12 protein-coding genes are annotated in these 17,187 nt (G+C 70.7%); 9 read left to right on the top strand and 3 right to left on the bottom strand.

Features of this window, described 5'->3' with window-relative positions; translation table 11 throughout:
* The first annotated feature begins 42 nt into the window (after window positions 1-42).
* The 3 genes from GBA63_RS22675 (at window position 43) to GBA63_RS22665 (ending at window position 1,792) form a co-directional block, all read left to right on the top strand.
* Complete coding sequence (locus GBA63_RS22675) at window positions 43-372, top strand: hypothetical protein (RefSeq protein WP_166180758.1); 330 nt, start codon at window positions 43-45, stop codon at window positions 370-372.
* Between the two features lie 317 nt (window positions 373-689).
* Window positions 690-1,424 (top strand): DUF4417 domain-containing protein, encoded by a 735-nt coding sequence (locus tag GBA63_RS22670; RefSeq protein WP_166180756.1) that lies wholly within the window; start codon window positions 690-692, stop codon window positions 1,422-1,424.
* Window positions 1,421-1,792, top strand: coding sequence for a PadR family transcriptional regulator (locus GBA63_RS22665; protein ID WP_166180754.1), 372 nt, complete (start codon window positions 1,421-1,423; stop codon window positions 1,790-1,792). The genes GBA63_RS22670 and GBA63_RS22665 overlap by 4 nt, the downstream gene beginning before the upstream one ends.
* 12 nt (window positions 1,793-1,804) lie before the next feature.
* Here GBA63_RS22665 and GBA63_RS22660 read toward each other — a convergent pair whose 3' ends face one another.
* Complete coding sequence (locus tag GBA63_RS22660) at window positions 1,805-5,170, bottom strand: DNA polymerase III subunit alpha (protein WP_166180752.1); 3,366 nt, start codon at window positions 5,168-5,170, stop codon at window positions 1,805-1,807.
* Window positions 5,167-5,610 (bottom strand): hypothetical protein, encoded by a 444-nt coding sequence (locus tag GBA63_RS22655; RefSeq protein WP_166180751.1) that lies wholly within the window; start codon window positions 5,608-5,610, stop codon window positions 5,167-5,169. The genes GBA63_RS22660 and GBA63_RS22655 overlap by 4 nt, the downstream gene beginning before the upstream one ends.
* Window positions 5,611-5,923: 313 nt before the next feature.
* Between GBA63_RS22655 and lexA the strand changes: the two genes are divergently transcribed.
* The 3 genes from lexA to GBA63_RS22640 all read left to right on the top strand — a co-directional run bounded on the left by lexA (window position 5,924) and on the right by GBA63_RS22640 (window position 8,277).
* The gene (gene lexA / locus GBA63_RS22650) at window positions 5,924-6,541 is read left to right on the top strand and encodes a transcriptional repressor LexA (protein ID WP_166180749.1); all 618 of its coding nucleotides are present in this window, start codon (window positions 5,924-5,926) and stop codon (window positions 6,539-6,541) included.
* Window positions 6,542-6,654: 113 nt separating this feature from the next.
* A complete protein-coding gene (locus GBA63_RS22645; RefSeq protein WP_166180747.1) occupies window positions 6,655-6,954 on the top strand; it encodes a hypothetical protein in 300 nt (99 codons plus the stop codon).
* A gap of 114 nt (window positions 6,955-7,068) precedes the next feature.
* Complete coding sequence (locus GBA63_RS22640) at window positions 7,069-8,277, top strand: hypothetical protein (RefSeq protein WP_166180745.1); 1,209 nt, start codon at window positions 7,069-7,071, stop codon at window positions 8,275-8,277.
* Window positions 8,278-8,305: 28 nt separating this feature from the next.
* Here GBA63_RS22640 and GBA63_RS22635 read toward each other — a convergent pair whose 3' ends face one another.
* Window positions 8,306-8,662, bottom strand: coding sequence for a hypothetical protein (locus tag GBA63_RS22635; RefSeq protein ID WP_166180743.1), 357 nt, complete (start codon window positions 8,660-8,662; stop codon window positions 8,306-8,308).
* A 232-nt stretch (window positions 8,663-8,894) separates the two neighbouring features.
* On the opposite strand from GBA63_RS22635, the gene GBA63_RS22630 reads away from it, so the two are divergent.
* From GBA63_RS22630 to GBA63_RS22620, 3 genes are read left to right on the top strand one after another with little or no spacing between them, the layout of a single operon-like run.
* Window positions 8,895-10,832 carry a hypothetical protein gene (locus GBA63_RS22630; protein WP_166180741.1) on the top strand — a complete coding sequence of 646 codons (1,938 nt, stop codon included), beginning with the start codon at window positions 8,895-8,897 and terminating at the stop codon, window positions 10,830-10,832.
* 23 nt (window positions 10,833-10,855) lie between these two features.
* Entirely contained in the window at window positions 10,856-13,375 is a 2,520-nt protein-coding gene (locus GBA63_RS22625; RefSeq protein ID WP_166180740.1) for a hypothetical protein, read from the top strand.
* Window positions 13,376-13,394: 19 nt separating this feature from the next.
* Window positions 13,395-17,156 (top strand): helicase-related protein, encoded by a 3,762-nt coding sequence (locus GBA63_RS22620; protein ID WP_166180738.1) that lies wholly within the window; start codon window positions 13,395-13,397, stop codon window positions 17,154-17,156.
* Window positions 17,157-17,187: the final 31 nt, after the last annotated feature.

Here is a 17,187-nt window from a genome sequence, read left to right as displayed (position 1 = left end):
ATGGGAACGGAAAACGCAGAACGGAGAGGAGCGTGGCTGAAAGTGTACGAGTCGAGGCCCAGGCGTAAGGAGGGGGAGCCCATAGAGTCCCTCGTCGGAGAGGCGATAGAGCTGACGGCGTCGCGCGAGGGCGTGCCGACCGGCGCGGTCGAGGACGGTCCGGGGGAGCGCACACGGGCGGGACGCAACGCCGGGAGCGTCGCCGGTAGCTCCGCCGGCGACGAGCAGGCGGGGGGAGGGTTGTTGCTGGGTCTGCGGCTGCCGTGGGACTCGTGGGACCGGGAGCGGCTGAGCGGGGCGCTGCTGGCGGCCGTCGCCGTCGCGGCGCTGGAGGCGCTGGTGCTGGTGACGATCTTGCTGGCGGCGCTCTAGGACGGGCCAGGGGGTGTTCGTGGGAGGACGCGGGTCAAAATCTGGCGGGAGGTCTTCGGGCGGCGGCTACTCCGGCGGGAGCCCCAGGAGCGGAGGCGGGAGCCGAGGTTCGGGCCAGCGAAGCTCGCGCGGCGGCTCGTCGAAAGGCGGCAAGGGCGGTGCCGGCGGCGGAGGCCGCGGTGGCGCCGCCGGGGCAGTGATGGTCGGGGGCGTGGTCCTCGGCGCGACCTTCGGTGGAGGCGGTTCCTCGGGCGGCAAAAAGAGGCGCGGCGGGCGCCCGGGCGAGGGCTCCGGGCGGTAGGCGAGGTTCTTGATTCTTGAACGTCGAAGCTGAACTGCGCAGGGGCCACCCCCAGGGTTCGGTGGACGCGCTGAACACGGCGCGCGGGTTGGGCCTGGGCTTCGACTCGGAGGGCGGCCTGGGCATCCCGTCCATACCGCCGCCGGCGCGCGGGGCGGGGCTCCCGGACGTGCTCATCCCGCACAAGACGCGCCTCAACCACCAGCTCTCCCTCGAAGACGAGCAGTTCACGAGCGCCGTCCACTTCTTTCTCGAGGACTACCGCTTCGAGGCGGTCTGGAGCACACCGCTGAAGGGGATCTCCTACGTCAGGAGGGTGGGCTACGCGCTCTCCCCGGACTTCTCGCTCTACCGCGACTGGCCGCTGGCGCTGCAGCTCTTCAACGTCTACCGCAACCGCTGGTGCGGCGCCTACTGGGCCTCCGAAGGGGTGGAAGTGATCCCGACCGTCTCGTGGTCGGACGAGGCCTCCTACCCGTTCTGCTTTATGGGGGTGGGCCGGGGCTCGCCGGTGGCGATCTCGACGGTGGGCGTGAGGCTGTCTGACCCGGAGGAGAGGCGCCTGTTCGAGGAGGGGTGCCGCGAGATGCTCGAGCGCATCGAGCCGCGGGCGGTGCTCGTGCAGGCGGAGAGGCTGCCGCGGGAGCTTCTGGGGGGAAGCGGCCTCGACGGGGTCGAGGTGCGCCTCTACCCTCCGCGCTGGAAGTCCATAAGGGAGGCCCGCAAGCTCGCGGCGGGAGGCCGCGCGTGATTCGTCAGGGCGATCGCCGGGGGAACGGCGGAGGCTCCCGCCAGACCCAACGTTTGAAGGGCTTCCTCGACCACATACTGCTCGCCCTCATCGCCGAACGGCCGCGCTACGGCTTCGAGCTCCGGGAGATCCTCGGCGAGGTGCTTCCCGAACCCACGGTGGCCGACGGGAGCATCTACCCGCTGCTCTCGCGGCTGAGGGAGCAGGGCCTCGTCTCCTCGCGGACGGCTCGCAGCAGCGAGACGGGCCGGGAGAGGCGCTACTACGAGATCCTGCCCGAGGGCCGCGAGAAGCTGGCCGAGTGGGAGGGGCAGTGGGAGCGCTTCAGGGGGGCGATGGACTCGCTGACGGTGGACCGGACGCGGTAGGCCGAGACCGGCTCAGGCCACCCCCGCGGATCTCCGCTGCCGAATCCCGCGGCGCTGCTCGCGCCCGGCCTCGCCTCGCAGCACGGCGTCGAGGTCGGCCAGGCGCTCGACAATGAAGCAGAACCCGCGCCTCTCGTCCTGCTCCACTCGTCCCTCCAGCAGGTACGCGCTTGTCTCGTACAAAACGTGCCCGAACCGGTGGTAGGAACGCTCGAAGATGGTGCTCTGCAGGAGCCCGGAGGCGTCTTCGGTCAGCAGGAAGTGGACGAGCGCGCCGCTCCTTGTCGGGGGCGCCTGGAGGGTCTCCAGGACGCCGGCGGCGCGGGCGCGGGTCCCGTGCGGGAGGTCTCGCAGTTCGCGGCCGGGCACGACGCCCAAAGCGCCGAGCGCGTCGGCGTGCGCGGCGAGCGGGTGGCGGCGGAGGTTGAGGCCCAGCACGTGCGACTCCCACCTCTCGAGGTCCGTGAGCGGGGGCGGCAGGGACGCGACCGCCGCGCGTCCCTCCCTGGACTCCCACCAGGAGGTCGGGTGGGGGAGTGGCAGCTCCTGCTGGTTCCCCCTCCGGCGCTTGTTCGGCAGGCCGCCGGTCTCGGCGAGGAGCGCCGCGCGGTTCCGCCTCGGGTGAAGGCCGTCGAGAAAGCCGGCCCGGATGAGGTTCGCAAGGACGTCGCGTTCGACCGGGGTCCTGCGGTAGAGGTCGGCGGCGGAGGCGAAGGGCCGTCTCTCCCGCTCGGAGAGGATCGCCGCGAGCGCGTTCCCCGAGAGGCCGCGACAGTAGGAGAGCCCGGGCCTGAGGGCGCGGCCTTCCCGCTCCACCGAGAAGCCCTCGCCGGAGCGGCGGAGGTCCGGGGGCAGGACCGCCACGCCCCGTCTCCTGGCCTCGTTGAGGATCACGCGCGGGGAGTAGAAGCCCATCGGCTGGGAGTTCAGGATGCCCGCGGTCGTCTCGGCGGGCCAGTGGGCCATCATGTGGGCCGACCCGTAGGCGAGCTCCGCGAAGCTGGCGGCGTGCGCCGCGCTGAAGCCGTAGCGCCCGAAGCCTTCCATCCAGGAGAAGACCTCCTCGGCCTTGTCCCGCTCCACGCCGCGGCGCGTGGCCCGGCCCACGAACCACGAGCGCAGCTCACCGATCGCGCCCGGCCCTCGGTCCTTCGTCATGGCGCGCCGCAAACGGTCCCCCTCGGCCAGGGTGCAGCCGGTCAGCTTCGAGGCGACCTCCATGACGGACTCCTGGTAGATGAGCACCCCGTACGTTTCTCGCAGGATCTCTTCGATCTCGGTGAGCGGGTAGGAGACGGGCTCGCGGCCCTGCTTCCTGGCGACGTACGTGGTGACCAGGTCGGCCTCCAGGGGGCCGGGGCGGAAGAGGGCGACGCCGGAGACGATGTGCTGGATCCTTCTCGCGCCCAGGCGCCTTTGCAGGCTCATCTGGCCGGGCGACTCCAGCTGGAAGACCCCGACCGTCTCGCCACGACGGATCATCCGGTAGGTCGCGGGGTCGTCCTGGGGGAGGGAGAGGGGATCCACCCTCCGGCCGAGCCTCTCCGAGACCATGCCGGCGGCCTTGGAGAGGGCGGTGTGGGTCTTGAGACCGAGCAAATCCAACTTGGGCAACCCGACGAACTCCAGGTCGTCCTTGTCCAGTTGCACGCGCACGAGCCCGTCAGTGCCGCTGGGCTCGAGCGGGGCTATCTCCGAGAGGTGCATGCCGGCGGCTCCCAGGACCAGCCCGCCGAGATGGGTGCCGGGCTGGTGGAGCCTCCCTTCGAGGTCCTCCGCGATTTCCAGCAGCAGGGCGTAGCGCTCCCGGTCCTGCAAAGGATGGCCGCGCATCGCCGGCGAAGAGAGCGCGACATCCCACTCGGAGGCGTAGTTCACCAACCGGTCGCGGTCCCTGATCCTGCGCGGCACGTTTTTCGCGAGCGCGTCGACCTCGGCGGGGGAGTAGCCCAGGGCACGGCCGGCCACGCGAACGGCGCCCCGGAGGGACAGCGTGTTGGCCGTGGCCGCCACCGCGGCGCCCACCCCCGAGTAGCGCCGCATCAACTCGGAGCGCACCGCGTCCCGCCTCTCGGAACAGAAGTCCAGATCGACGTCGGGAGGGTCCTCGCGGCCGTCGTGGAGAAAGCGCTCGAACAACAATCTGTGGGCGAACGGGTCGGGGGTTGTAAGCCCGAGGCACCGCGCCACCAGCGAGTTCGCCGCCGAGCCGCGGCCCGTGACCGGCGTGCCCAGCGACCGCGCTATCCCCACCGCCTCGTGGGCGATCAGGAAGTAGCCCGAGAAGCGCATGCGGGCTATGACCCCGAGCTCCTTGTTCAGGCGCGAGCGCACCTCCGACCCCGAGGGGAAGGCGCCGTCTTCTCCACGGAAGGTCGCCGGGTAGAGCTTCTTCGCCCCGGCGAGCGCCAGGCGGGCGAGCCGGCCGTCTTCGGTCTGGCCTCCCTCCAGGTTCGCGCCGGGGACCAGCACGCCCCGGCCGAATCCGCCCAGCAGCGGGACCGCGCCGGCGCATCTCTCGGCCACCAGTGCGGCGTTCTCCAGGGCATCCGGCCTGTCGGCGAAGAGGCGCGCCATCTCCCCGGGCGGGCGCAAGAAGAGTCGATCGGTGGGCCGGTAGCGGGGCGGCGGGAGCGGGGCGAGGTCCCTGGCCGCCGCCAGGGCCTCCGAGAGCCGATGATTGCGCGGGCGCAGGTAGGTGACCTCGCCGGCGGCGACGGTCGGAACCCCGCAGCGACCGGCGAGGAGCTCGACCGCCCGCATCCGCCTCCTGGAGCCCTGCGTCCCGTCGTCGGAGAGCCCCACGTACACGTTCGCCCGCCCGAAGGCCTCCGCGAGCAGCGCGAGGACCTCGGCGGCCCTCTTGCGGAGCGCCGCGTCGGGGGACAGCGCCAGCGAGGGGACGAGCCCGAACGGGACCGCGCCGGTCAGGCACACCAGGTCCCCGCCGGCGGCGGCGGCGTGTTCGAGGAGCGTCTCCGAGGGACAGGCCGGGTTCCTCCTCTCGGCCGCGGAGGGCCACGAGGCGCCCTCCGCGGGCAGCAGGTAGGCTGTGAGCAGCCTCGAGAGTGTTCGGTAGCCTCGAGTGGAGGCGGCGAGCAGGACCACGTGGCCGCGGGCGGCGCCGGCGCCGTCCCCGACCTCCACGGTGACCTCGGCGCCGACGAGCGGGGAAATACCCGCGCCTTCACAGGCATTCAAGAAGCGCGGTATCCCGGCCAGGGTGTCGCGGTCGGTGAGCGCGAGCGCGCGCATCCCGAGCTCCACGGCCGACCCGACGAGCTCCTCCGGGCTCGCCGTGCCCAGCCCCCAGCTGAAGCCGCTGCGGACGTGGAGGTGGCAGAAGACCCCGGCGGGACCACCGCCCGGGTCGTTCAATCGAGGACGCGCAGGAGGGTCCATGACCCGGCGTGGTCGAGGGCCAGGTCCAACACGGAGCCACCCGCGAGTTGCACTCTGAAGCAGAGCCGGTCGGAGCCGCGGCCCGGCGTCCACCACCCCCGCACCTCCCGCCAGCGCTCGATCACGCGCTCGACCCGGCTCCTGCTCGCGCGCCGGCGGCGACGCCGGCACCCCGGCCGCCTGGCGAAGCCGCGCACCAGGTGGGCGCTCCCGTCCGGCCTCGCGAGGACGTGGCAGACCTCCCCGGTTCCTTCGAGCCCGCCTTCCCGGATCTCGCCCGCCCTCCGCAGCCAGGCCGCGCTCTGGCGCAGGTGCTCGGCTATCTCCTTCTTGTCGCCGGGGCCCAGGAACAGCGGCTCCTCGAAGCCGGCCGGTCTGAGCGGGTGGCGGTGGATCTTTGAAACGCTCGCCTCCACGGGCGCTCCTCCTCTCGTCTACGAGGAGCGCCCGAAACCCGGCGACCGGTGCCCGATCGGGGTCGAGAAAACCGCCCGAATCCGGTAAAATTACCGGTAAGGGCGAGCGCTTCCGCGACCTCTCGAAAACCTCCACAGACCGGCTCGGTTTGGCGACAGGGACCGGTCTTCCGGAGGCCCGGGGTTAGGAGGCGCTCCTCTTTCTGTCTTTACCCTTTCCATCATAGACCAAAAAGATTTTTGACCGCAAGTGCGAAACGCGCTAGAGTGGTGTCGAGCGGAGCTGGGCGGTGCTACCCGGAGGTTTTCGGAGATGTTCCCGAGGAGGCTCGAGATCCTGAAGTTCCTGGCCGGCGAGGCGGGGGAGGGGAGGAGCCCGACGATCCCGGAGATCGCCGACGCGGTCGGCGTTTCGAGCACCCAGACGGTGCATCACCACCTCAAGGCGCTCGAAGAGGAGGGCTACGTGACACGCTCGGCGGGCAAGGCCCGCTCGGCGGTTCTCACGGAGAAGGGTTTGGACGCTGCGGGCGGGGGGATCCCGACGCTCGGGCGGATCGCCGCGGGGCCGGGGATCGAGGCGGTGCGGACGGAAGAGGCCTCGACGGTGGCCCGCGAGCTCTTCGGCGCGGGGCGTTTCTTGCTGGAGGCCAGCGGGCAGTCCATGACCGGGGCGGGCATAGAGGACGGGGACCAGCTCCTCGTCGTCGCCGACCCCTCGCCCCCGGACGGGACGATCGTGGCCGCCTTGCTGCAGGGCGAGCGGGTGACGGTCAAGCGGCTCTATCGGGAGGGGAACGTGATACGGCTCAGGGCGGAGAACGGCGAGCACCGGGACATAGTGGCGCCGGCCGAAGACGTCGAGGTGCAGGGCAGGGTCGAGCTGATCCTCCGCCGGCCGTGGCGCGGCCAGGGCCGGAGCCGGCGCTGATCGGGAAAGGTCGGGGAGGGCCGGTACAATCCCGGCCATGCGCCCCGGTACGATCGCCGATGCACCTCGCCAGTAGCCACGTGCAGCCGACGCCGCGGGGCGGGCGCTGCCGAGTGAGAATCTTCGAGCCGGACGAGGAGGGCGAGTTGCTCGGCGACAGGGTGGTAGTGGTCTGCTCGGAGATCGAGGGCAACCCGGGCGCGGGGGTCACGGAGGCCGCGGAGTCGATCCGCGGGGCGGTGGTGGAGGCGTTCCGTCTGGTGGACCCGGTCTGGATCGAGCACCACCCGCCGGCTGCGACCGACGGCCGCACGGAGACGTGGGAGCTCGTGGTCTTCCCGACGACGGGGAGGCCGTCTTGGAAGGCGCTCGACCGGGGGGCGGTGGAGACGCTGGTGGGGCGACGCTTGTGACACGGAGGGGTTTTGGCCGGCGGCTTGTCGCGCGGGGGAGCGGGACCCATCGTCGCCTCATGAGAGCGCCCGCGCAGACAGGCGGCGCCTCCGGTGGGCCGGCGGCGGCGTAGCATGCCGCACGAGGTCCGCCTGCCGGGCGAGAACCCCACGCTCGGGTTCGCCATCGACTCCGCGGCGCGCGAGGGCGAGGAGATCCGCGTCAGCTCGACGGAGTTCACGTCCTCGGGGGACGGCGAGATCTTCGTCTCGCGCCTGGAGGGCCTCGCCCAGGAGCTCCTCTCGGCGCTGCCGCAGGGGGCGCGCGTCGAGCCCTCTCAGGTTGACCACCTGGTGGGGATCTACCGTAAGGACATGACGGCCACCGTCTACCTCAACGAGTGCGACATCAGGGCGCAGGTGAGGTCCGCCCGGCCCTTCGGGGCGCGTGAGCCGCTGGGCGAGGACGACATGGTGGACGTGGCGAAGGTCGCCTTCGTGGTGCGTGAGACCGAAGAGGAGATCGTCTTTCCTCCCGACGCGGGCGTGGTGGCCGTGTTCTCGTACGGGTGGCGCAAGGGCATCTTCTTCGACCTGGCCCCCCTGCGCGAGGGCGTCGGGGAGAGGGACTACGACGTCGCGGGGCGGCTCGGCTCGTGCATGGCGTACCTGATGAATGCGGAGATCGCCTCGATGGACACGGAAACCTGGGACTTCATGATAGGCCGCGGATGGTTCCCCTTCATCGGGCTGCCGAGGCGGATCTCGCGGAACCTCGTCGGCTTCGCGCGCTCGCGGATCGACCTCGACGTCGTGCTGCCGGAGGTCGTCGAGGCCGTCGGGGCCGCCGTGCCGCGCTTCCGGGAGGCGTGGGAGCAGGCGGAGCTCTTCGGGCCGCACCGGGACCTGCTGCTGCGCGCGCTCGAGCGGTTCGAGGCGGGGGACTACATGAGCTGCACGGCGCTGGTCCACTCGCGCATAGAGGGCATCCTGCGCTCGATCCACGAGGCCCTGGGCGGGACCGGGAACCCAAAGCAGAGGGTGCTCGCGAGGACGGGAACCGCGGGCCGGCGCTCGTCGCTGCACGAGAACAGCTGGCTGCTCCCGGATGGGTTCGGAAGGTTCTTGGAGGAGGCGTACTTCGCCAACTTCGAACCCGGCAAGCCCGCCACCCTCTCGCGCAACAGCGTGGGCCACGGCGTGGCGAGCCAGGAGGAGTTCGGCGAGAAGGGCGCGTGCCTGAGCTTGCTCATCGTGCACCAGCTCTTCTTCTACCTGCCGGAGACCGAGGTGGTCGAGGAGCCGGCCCCCGGCGCGGACGGGGCTCCCGCCGGCGAGGACTGAGCCGGGACGGGCGCAGCCGTCCCGGTCTTCACGGGCCACGGGCCGCGCGCTCCATCGCCCGGACGACGAGGTTCCGCAGCTCAGCCTCGTCGCGAAGCGCCGCCGCGCCGGGATGCCCCTGCTCCTCCTGGACGGCCGCGGCGTTTCGTAGGCGGGTGAGGCGTCCCAGCTCGTGGTCCAGCAGGTTTTTCACGGCGTTGGGCCCGAGGCGGCGAGCGGCGCGCAGGCGGAGCGCCGGCACGACGACGTAGTCGGCCGCGAGGTACGCCAGGGCGATCGCGACGCCCGCGCCGGCGGCCAGGAGCGCTAGTGTCCGGTGCTCGATGAAGATTTCCATTCCCAGGCCGATCAGGGTCTCCTCTTCGGTGGTGTGGACGGCCATCACAAGACGTTATCGACCCAGTTCGAAATAGCTTTAGGCCGGGGGAAAGCAAGAGAGGGGGAGAGGATCGTCCAACCCCGCGGGCTTTCGTGCAACAGATACTCGCCCTCGCTGCTCGGCCATCTGCCCGTCGTCTCGCAATCCGCATCCCCCTCCTCCCGGCCCACGCAGCCGAGCATACGCGCGTGGGGGACCGTACCGAGCCGACCAGATTGCATTATCATTCGTCACTAGCATGGGGAGCGTTATCGACAAGGTGCCGTGGGGAGAGGTCGACGAACGCATCGGCGTGCAGCGCACCAACAGGGAGGCGCATTCTCCGGCGATCTCCGTGTTCCGTTGGTGGGCGCGCAGGCAGCACCCGGCGATGGGCGCGATACTCGACGCGGCGCGGGAGGAGCTCGGCGCGGAGGGGCTCGTGGTCAGCGATCCCTTCAGCGGCGGGGGCACCGTCGCCATAGAGGCCGTGCGCCGGGGCCTTCCAGTCTACGCCCAGGACCTCTATCCTTGGCCCGTGCGGGGCCTGGCAGCCGCGCTCAACCCCGCAGCGCTGGAGTTGCTCGAGGACGCCGCCGACCGGTTGCTCGACGCCCTGGAGCCTTACCGCGCCTGGTACCGACGTCAGGAAGGCGACGTAGTCTGGGAGGCCACTCATGTGCTCAGGGTCAGGGTGATCCCGTGTCCCCACTGCGACGTTCCTATCCACCTGTTCAGGGAACCGCTGGTATCTGTGGCGTCACGCGGCAAGGACGAGAAGTTCGCGTTCTTCGGCTGTCGCTCCTGCGGGACCGTGAGCCGCAGGCGAGCAAGCGTTCGCAGCTTCGGGTGCGCCGGGTGCTCGCGCAGGTGGCCCGTCGAGAAAGCGGGGAGGCCCCGTCCTGACGAGTTGGTGGGGTGTCCGCACTGCCGGCGCGGCGTGGCGCGCTCCTCCGTCAGCTGGGGGTCTGCGTCCTGGCGGCCCGTGCTGGTGCAGGAGAGATCCCCTTCGTGGAGCAAGAACGCGTCTTCCGTCCTGCGGCCGGTCGGGGAGGGCGATCCCGTCGGCGACGTGGCAGAGTCGCCCGAGGAAGAGGAGGCTCTGAGGCTCGACATCCCGGATGGTCTCGAGACCAGGCACTTGGTGCTCTCCGGGTACCGCACGTGGGCCGACCTGTACACCCACCGCCAACTGAGGACCCTGCTGCGGGCGTTGGACCTGGTTCGCGAGTTCGACTACCCCGAGGGCGTCAAAGACCGTCTGGCCCTGGCGGTCCTCGGGGCCTCGGAGATGCCAGGGTACCTGTGCCGGTGGGACCGGCACAACCCGAAGGTCTTCGAGGCGATTGCCAATCACCGCTACGCGCGTTACACGCAGGTCGCCGTCGAGGCCAACTTGCTGTCCCCGATAGGGAGAGGCACGTTGCCCAGACGGCTCCAAGCCGCCCAGAGGGCCCTGAAGTGGCTGGTAGAGAGCGCCCCCATGCCATCGCGGATCGGCGTCCGGCAGAATGGCGCGCCGCGCCGGAGGTTGGGGCCGGGGGAAGTTCTCCTCGCCACGGGCACCAGCGCGGAGCAGGGCCTGGAGGACGGTGGCGCCCGGCTCGTGCTGACCGATCCCCCGTACCACGACGACGTCCAATACGGGGAGCTTGCGCGCCTGTTCCACGCGTGGTTGGGCGCCTACGACGGGGTGCAGGCGAACCCGGACGAGCACGCCGAAGCCGCGCCTAACCCGACGCGCGGGGCGGACACCCAAAGCTACGAGGACACCGTCGCCGGGTGCCTGGCGGAGAGCCGCCGCACGCTGACTGGGGACGGGCGTCTGATCCTGACGTTCCACAACAATGACATCGCGGCGTGGGAGTCCCTGAGCAACGCCCTTCGCAGGTCCGGCTTCCGGGTCGTCGGGCTCGCGGTCGTCGACTCGGAGAACGCGGCGGACCACAGCAAGCGGGGCAAAAGGGCGTTCCTCTGCGACCTCGTGATTGAGTGCGTGGCGTCCGCGGAGGCGGACACGCACCCGGGGGCGCCGCAGGTGAGCACCCGGGCCGACACCGACCAGCGCAAGAACCTCCTGGCCGCCGGGCTCGCCGTCGCCGAGGCGTGCAACGGCCGCCATGCCGACGGGCTCGGGGTTATCTACCGGCGCCACCTGGACGGGCTGGGCGGGACGCCGCCGGTGCTCATAGGGTAGCTAGAAGATGCGCCGGGGTTGCCGTGTGGGTTGAAGACCTCGCCCTCCTCGGGGAGGGCGAGACTCTGGCCGCGGCGATGCTCAAGGACGAGATCCCCTTGCGCGAGAACGGGGCTCGGCTGGTAAGCACGGTCGTGGAGCGCGTGAGCGGGGTCTTCTGCGCCAGGCTGCCCGTCCGCTCACGCGGGGTTGGGAAGCGCCTGATCGTCGTGGCTCCCGGCGCAACCCAAAGCCTGGGCCGGTACCTGGCGGTCAGCCTGCTGCTCGCCGACCTCGTTCATCGGGAGGGCTCTCGTGTGGCGGAGGGTGAGCGCGGCCCGCTCGTGCGCGGCGATCTCCTCCTGGTGACGCAACGCATCCGCCGTTGCGCGGAGCTCTTGCGGGCCCTGCGCGTCGGGTCGCTCGCGCTTTCGGATTACTGGCAGATGGAGGTCCTCTCCAAGTACTCCCCGTCCCCAAGGGGGACCAGGCCGCGCGTGTACGTCGCGAACCCGGGCTGGAAGCCCCCCTCCGGGGGGACGCGCGCCTTCGGGTGCGTCATCATCGACGCCACCCATCCGCGCACCGCGGCGCACCTGGAGGAACTGCTGGAGCACCCGACGGTCCGATCGGCTCGGGCGCAGGTGGTCATAGTTCCCCCGTGGGAGGAGGGCCGCCTGGCCGCGCTCCGCGAAGCCGAGGGGACGGACCACGGTTGCTGGGCTTGGGATCCCGCGGCCGTGAGCGCCGTCGCAGGACGACTTTCGGCGGAAAGCGAACCCGTTGAGGGAGGCTCGGTCCCGGCCGAGCCTCCGGAGCGGACGATCCACGTGTGGGAGGACGAACCCGTTAACGAGGCGTTGCTCCGGGCTCACGAGGTCCTCGCCGGGGCCGTGAGGGTTGGCGGCGTTGGTGCTTGGGTTCCGGCGCTGCGGGAAGGGTGGTCGATCTACCACCGCCTCCGGCAGCTGGCGGTGCCGCTCATACAAGCAGAGGAGCAACGGCGGCTGACCTACGGGACCGTGACCTTGGCTCGACGCCTGGCCTTGCTCGAGGAAGACCGGCCGACCGCCGCGGGCCGCCTCGGCGCCTACCTCGATGTGTCTTGGCCCGTGCTGATTCGAGCCCTCAAGGACGCCTACGATCTGCTCATCAGGCGGTCGGAGCCGGTGAAGTTCTGGGCCGCGGCGAGCCTGATCGAGGGCCATCTCGAGGGGAGGGTGCGCGGGTCGTACGGGGGGCTGTTGCGGGTGGTCGCGCCCACGGAGCACGAGGGAAACCTTTTGGCCTCCCTTCTAGGCGAGGTGGTCGACGGGTGGTCCGAGGCGCTGCAAGACGGCCTGGTAAGCCTGAGCACGGCGCGCGGCGAGCCGAGGCTTATCGCGGAGGGCGAGCGGGCAGAGACCGTCTTGCTCGGCTACCGCACGGGAGAAAACCGGTACCTGGACGTCTACCCGGGGGTGCCGGTCCACGTTTTGGCCTACCCCTACGAGGCGGTGATCGACGCGGCGAACCAGGGCCGGGCTCACGCCCCGATCGAACGGCTGCAGGACGACGGCGTCCGCTCGGCGATGCTGCGAGAGATGGCGCCCCCGTCCGGAAGGGAGCCGGCGCGACCCGCGGGATCAAACGGCCGCACGACGCTTCGGGACGCGCCCTTCTCGCCTCGAGCCCGCATAGTCAGGCGCGCCGAAGGGGGAGGGAAGACCCGACTGGTGCGGCCGGCCGAACCCGACGCCGTCGAGGCGCTCGATCTCGGCGACCTTTCGACCGACCAATTCTCTTGGGCGGACGAGACCGTGGTCGGGGTCCCGAGCCGTTCGGCTTCTCCTGGGGAGCCAAGAACCCCAGACGCGAGGCTCGTCGAGGTACTGGACGAGGAAGGAGAGCGCGTCGTCTACGGGGAGCGCCACCTCGTGGACGTCTACTACCCGGCGACGGAGAGGTTCGACCGGACGGCCGCCAATGACCTGCGCCCGGGGATGCTGGTCGTGGCCCTGGTCGACGACCGCTACGACGACCTCTTTCAACGCCTCGTCGAGGCCATGAGGGACGAGCGGGGATTGGAGGTCCCGCTGATCCTGGACCTCTGGCGGCGGGCCAAGCAGGCTGCACTCGCCAAGCACGGGGGCAACAGGCGGCGCTTGTACCGGGAGCTCGCGGGGCGCGGCCTGTCCGTCAACTACGAAGCGGTCGCCGGGTACTACGCCTCCGGGGCGAATGAGGCTCTGGCGCCGGACAGGTACGAGGACTTCGAGCTGCTGGCCCGGGCCAGCGCGATGTACGCCGACACCGGCGGCATGAGGCTGGCCTTCGCCGGCATCCAGGCCGAGAGGAGAGCCCGGCGCAGGTGGGGCAGGCGGCTCCACGGGGTCCTCCGACGCCTCGCAGGAGGGGCAAACTACGAGGCGGCGCTCGAGAGCGCGGATGCGCTCGGGACGCCGGTTGAGGAAGTCGTGGCGGCGGTGTCCTTGCGGGAGGTGCGAGCCGTCCGTCGGCTGGACGACGGCCCGCCGGACGCGGCAAGGGGCCGAAGCTCCAAAGACCAGCCAACCCTGTTCTGAGCGATACGAAGGAGACGCCGTGACCGAAACACGCGCACATAAGTCCCCGGACCGGGAGCCGTTCTCTTACCAAGACGAGTTGGTGCTGGTTCGTCACCTGGTCGATGACCTGGAGCGCCGGTTGGCCGGGAGGCACGAACGGAGGGTGCTCAGAACCCTGCCGAGCGACCACTGCCATCTCGGCGTGCTGAGCCCGCGCGACCCCGACGTCGCGCAGCCGGAAGCGCTGGAGGAGGAAGCGGAAGACGGGACCGGGATGGGGGCCGTCGCGGAGGGCGGCGCCGGCGTCGGTAACGGCCCCTCCGGTCCCGCCGGCCCGGAAGGGGCAGGGGACGCGGCGCCGGGCGAGTCGGACGCGGAACGCTCGGACGGAGAGGGCGAGGAAGAGGCTTCATTCGGTAGCGCCGAGCAGGCCGAGGCGGAGAGGCGGGGGGCCGGACGGGACGCCACCCGCCGACCCCCGTCGTCTCTGGGCTTCGAGATCGAGGCAGAACCAGGCGAGGACGGCGACGGCGAGTTGACCGTCTCCGGGAGCTTCGCCGTCTACACCCAGCACTTCCCGACCTTCGAGGAGCAGCGCCGGCAGCTGGGCGAAGCCGACGGGGGGGCCGGGCATGGCGGGGCGAACAACTCGCCCCGTGCGCAGGTGTCGCTCCTCGAGGTGTACGAGCGGCGCCGGGTGGAGGTGCCCGCGCTGACCTTCCGCCTAGAACACGGCCGCGGCAAGGAGCGCCTGACCGACGACGGGCAGGTGCAGCGTGCCCTCGACTCGGTGCTCGACTCGGCGGTCGCCGAGCCGGACATCCGGCGGGAGTTGCGCGGCCCCGCCACCGTACCGGCCCAGGCGCTCGCCGCGCCCGAGGATTACGAGCGGCACCTCCGGGGAGCTACGCACGGGGGGCCGATAAGGCCGCCCTTGCGGGCCAGCCTCGATCTGCGGGTGAGCCCCGCCGACGGCGGGGGGATCCGCGTGAGGTGCTACCTCAAAAACGACACGCCCAGGGATCCCGTGCGGCGCTCCGTCGACCAGCGCCACGTGCTGGCCGACTGTCAGCTGGAGGGCTGCGTGACGCGCGGCGAGCTCCGCCCGGTGGAGATCCTGCCGGTGCCAAAGGACTACCAGTACGACCGACAGGTGTGGGCCGTCGGGCACGGGGCGAGCGCCGAAGTGGACGAACCGTCCGCGGCGGGAGAGCCCCGCAGAAAGGTTCGGACCCGGACCCTGGCCCGCTACGAGCAGCCGCGCCAGACCACCGTGCGGGAGCCGGTCGCGCGGTTCGAGGACCTCGCCCGGGACCCCTTCGGGGCGTTGGAGCGGATTCGGCGGGCGATGGCCGAGTACGCGGCCGACTGGCGGGAGCGCGTGGTCGAGGGCAACGAGCTCGGCCTCGACCCCGAGGGGCTGGCGCAGTGCCGGGAGGATCTCGAGGCCTTCGTGGACGAGGAGTCGCGCTTCGCCGCGGGGATAGCCGCCCTCGCGGCGGACGAGCGGCTCTTGAGGGCTTTTGTCTCCATGAACGAGGTGTTCGGTCGTACCTCTGCCGGCCGATACGACCGGTGGCGCCTCTTCCAGATCGCCTTCATCGTCACGCAGCTGCCGGCCCTCGCGGTGCGCGAGGGCGTCTCCCGAGGTGAGTGGCCTTCGGGGGAGGAACGTTCGTGGGAGAACGCCCTGGATTGGGCGGATGTGCTGTGGTTCCCCACGGGCGGGGGCAAGACGGAGGCCTACCTGGGCCTCATAAGCTGCGCCGCCCTCTACGACAGGCTGCGGGGCAAAAGCTTCGGCGTCACCGCGTGGTTGAGATTCCCTTTGCGCATGCTGAGCGTGCAACAGCTGCAGCGGGCCGCGAAGGTTCTTTACGAGACCGAGCAGCAGAGGCGCTCCCTGCTCGGGGAGTCGAGCCGGGACTCCGACTCCATCAGCCTGGGCTACTTTGTCGGGGGTACCAGCACGCCCAACCAGTTGAGGACCGACGGGGGGAGGTGGTCGTTCGAGCGGCTGGAGAGGGACCCCAAGCTTCGCGAGAAGCTCTTGCTGGTGGGCGACTGCCCAGCGTGCGGGCGGGCCGAATCCGTGGAGGTGGTCCCGGATCGCGCGGCCCACAGGATTCGTCACGTCTGCGCGGAGTGCCAGGCTGAGCTTGCGGTCTACGTCTCGGACGACGAGGTGTACCGCTTTTTGCCGACGGTGGTAATCGGCACCATCGACAAGATGGCCGCCGTGGCCTGGAATCCGAAGTTCGGCATGCTGTGGGGTGGCGCTGCCTGGCGGTGCCCGGAGCACGACGAGCACGGGTACGGTCTGGGAGACTTCTGCGTCTACGGCTGCCCGACGAACCCCACGAGCGGTAGGAGCCGGCCGAGGGTGCGCACCGTCGTCACCCCATACGACGGCGCGCCGAGCTTGCACGTCCAAGACGAGCTGCACCTCCTGCAGGAGGAGCTGGGGGCCTTCGCGGGTCACTACGAAACCCTCGTGCGCTCCTGCGAGGCCGCGGTAGGCGGCCTGCCGCCGAAGACGATCGCGGCCACCGCCACGATCGAAGGCTTCGAGCACCAGGTCCGGCACGTCTACGGCGTCCCGCACGCGCGCAGGTTCCCCGGACGGGGCTACAACCGCCTGGGAACCTTCTATGCCGCGCCGGACCGAGAAACGCTCCTGACAAGCGAGCGTAAGGCGAAGGCTCCGGCGGAGGCGTTCGAAGGAGGGCCGAAGACGGCGAGGCTCTACGTGGCATTCCGACCACCCCATCTGCACGCCGCCGACGCGGCCTCTCTGTGCGCGCGCCTTCTGCACGAGGAGATAGTCCGGCTCTACGAGGACCCGTACGGAACGGCCGCCTGGCTCCCCACGGCGCGAACCGAAGAGGAAGTCCGTGCCCTGCTCCGCTACTACAGCACCACCCTCACGTACGTGGGCTCGAAGGCCCGGGGGTTGAGGGTGCGCCAGGGCCTGGACCGCGAGGCCGGACGGATCAGGCCCGGCGGCGCGAGGGACCTCTCGACGGAGTTCCTCTCGGGGGACTCGAGCCTCGCGGACATCGCCGGCACGGTGCGCAAGGTCGAGGCCCCCCCCGATTGGGCGCAAGAGGGGCACCTGGACGCCACGGTGGCGACCAGCGTCATAAGCCACGGCGTGGACGTCGAGCGGTTCAACCTCATGGTAATGGACGGGATCCCGGAAGAGACGGCCGCCTACATCCAGGCATCCTCGAGGAGCGGACGTCGCCACGTGGGGCTGGTCCTGGCGGTGCTCGCCTCCTACTCGATCCGCGCCTCCAGCATCTACCACAGGTTCAACGAGTACCACGCGCACCTCGACAGGCTCGTTTCGCCCGTGCCGGTCAACCGGTTCGCCAAATACGCAGCACAGCGCACGGCGCCCGGGGTGCTCACCGGGCTGCTCCTCGGACGCTACGGGGTGCAGTCCAAGAGGAGCAACCTCGGCAAACGCAACGTGGCGGCCGAACTGCTCACGCCCTCGGAACGAACCAGATTGCCCTTCCAGGTCGCACCGGTGGATTTCCTGCGCGACGTCGAGACAGCCTACGCCCTGGCGGACGGTGTCTACCCGGAGGGCCTGGAACTGGCGATGGACGAGGTGCTCAAAGAGCAGACGAGGCGGTTCGTGTTGCGTGTTCGGGGAGGACGCGAGGACAAGGTCGTCGACGTTGTGCGGCCCGCCCCCATGACGAGCCTGCGCGACGTGGACGTGGGCGTCGGTTTCCAGCCGGCCCCCGACTCCGATTGGCAAGAACTCCAGCATTTCCGCCGCTCGTAGCGGCGCGAAACGCGAGATCCGAGGAGGACGT

The sequence above is a fragment of the Rubrobacter tropicus genome (assembly GCF_011492945.1).
In the GTDB taxonomy this organism is placed as follows: Bacteria; Actinomycetota; Rubrobacteria; order Rubrobacterales; family Rubrobacteraceae; genus Rubrobacter_D; species Rubrobacter_D tropicus.
Note: the sequence above shows the minus strand (reverse complement) of the source record. Positions and strands in the feature narration are given on the sequence as shown.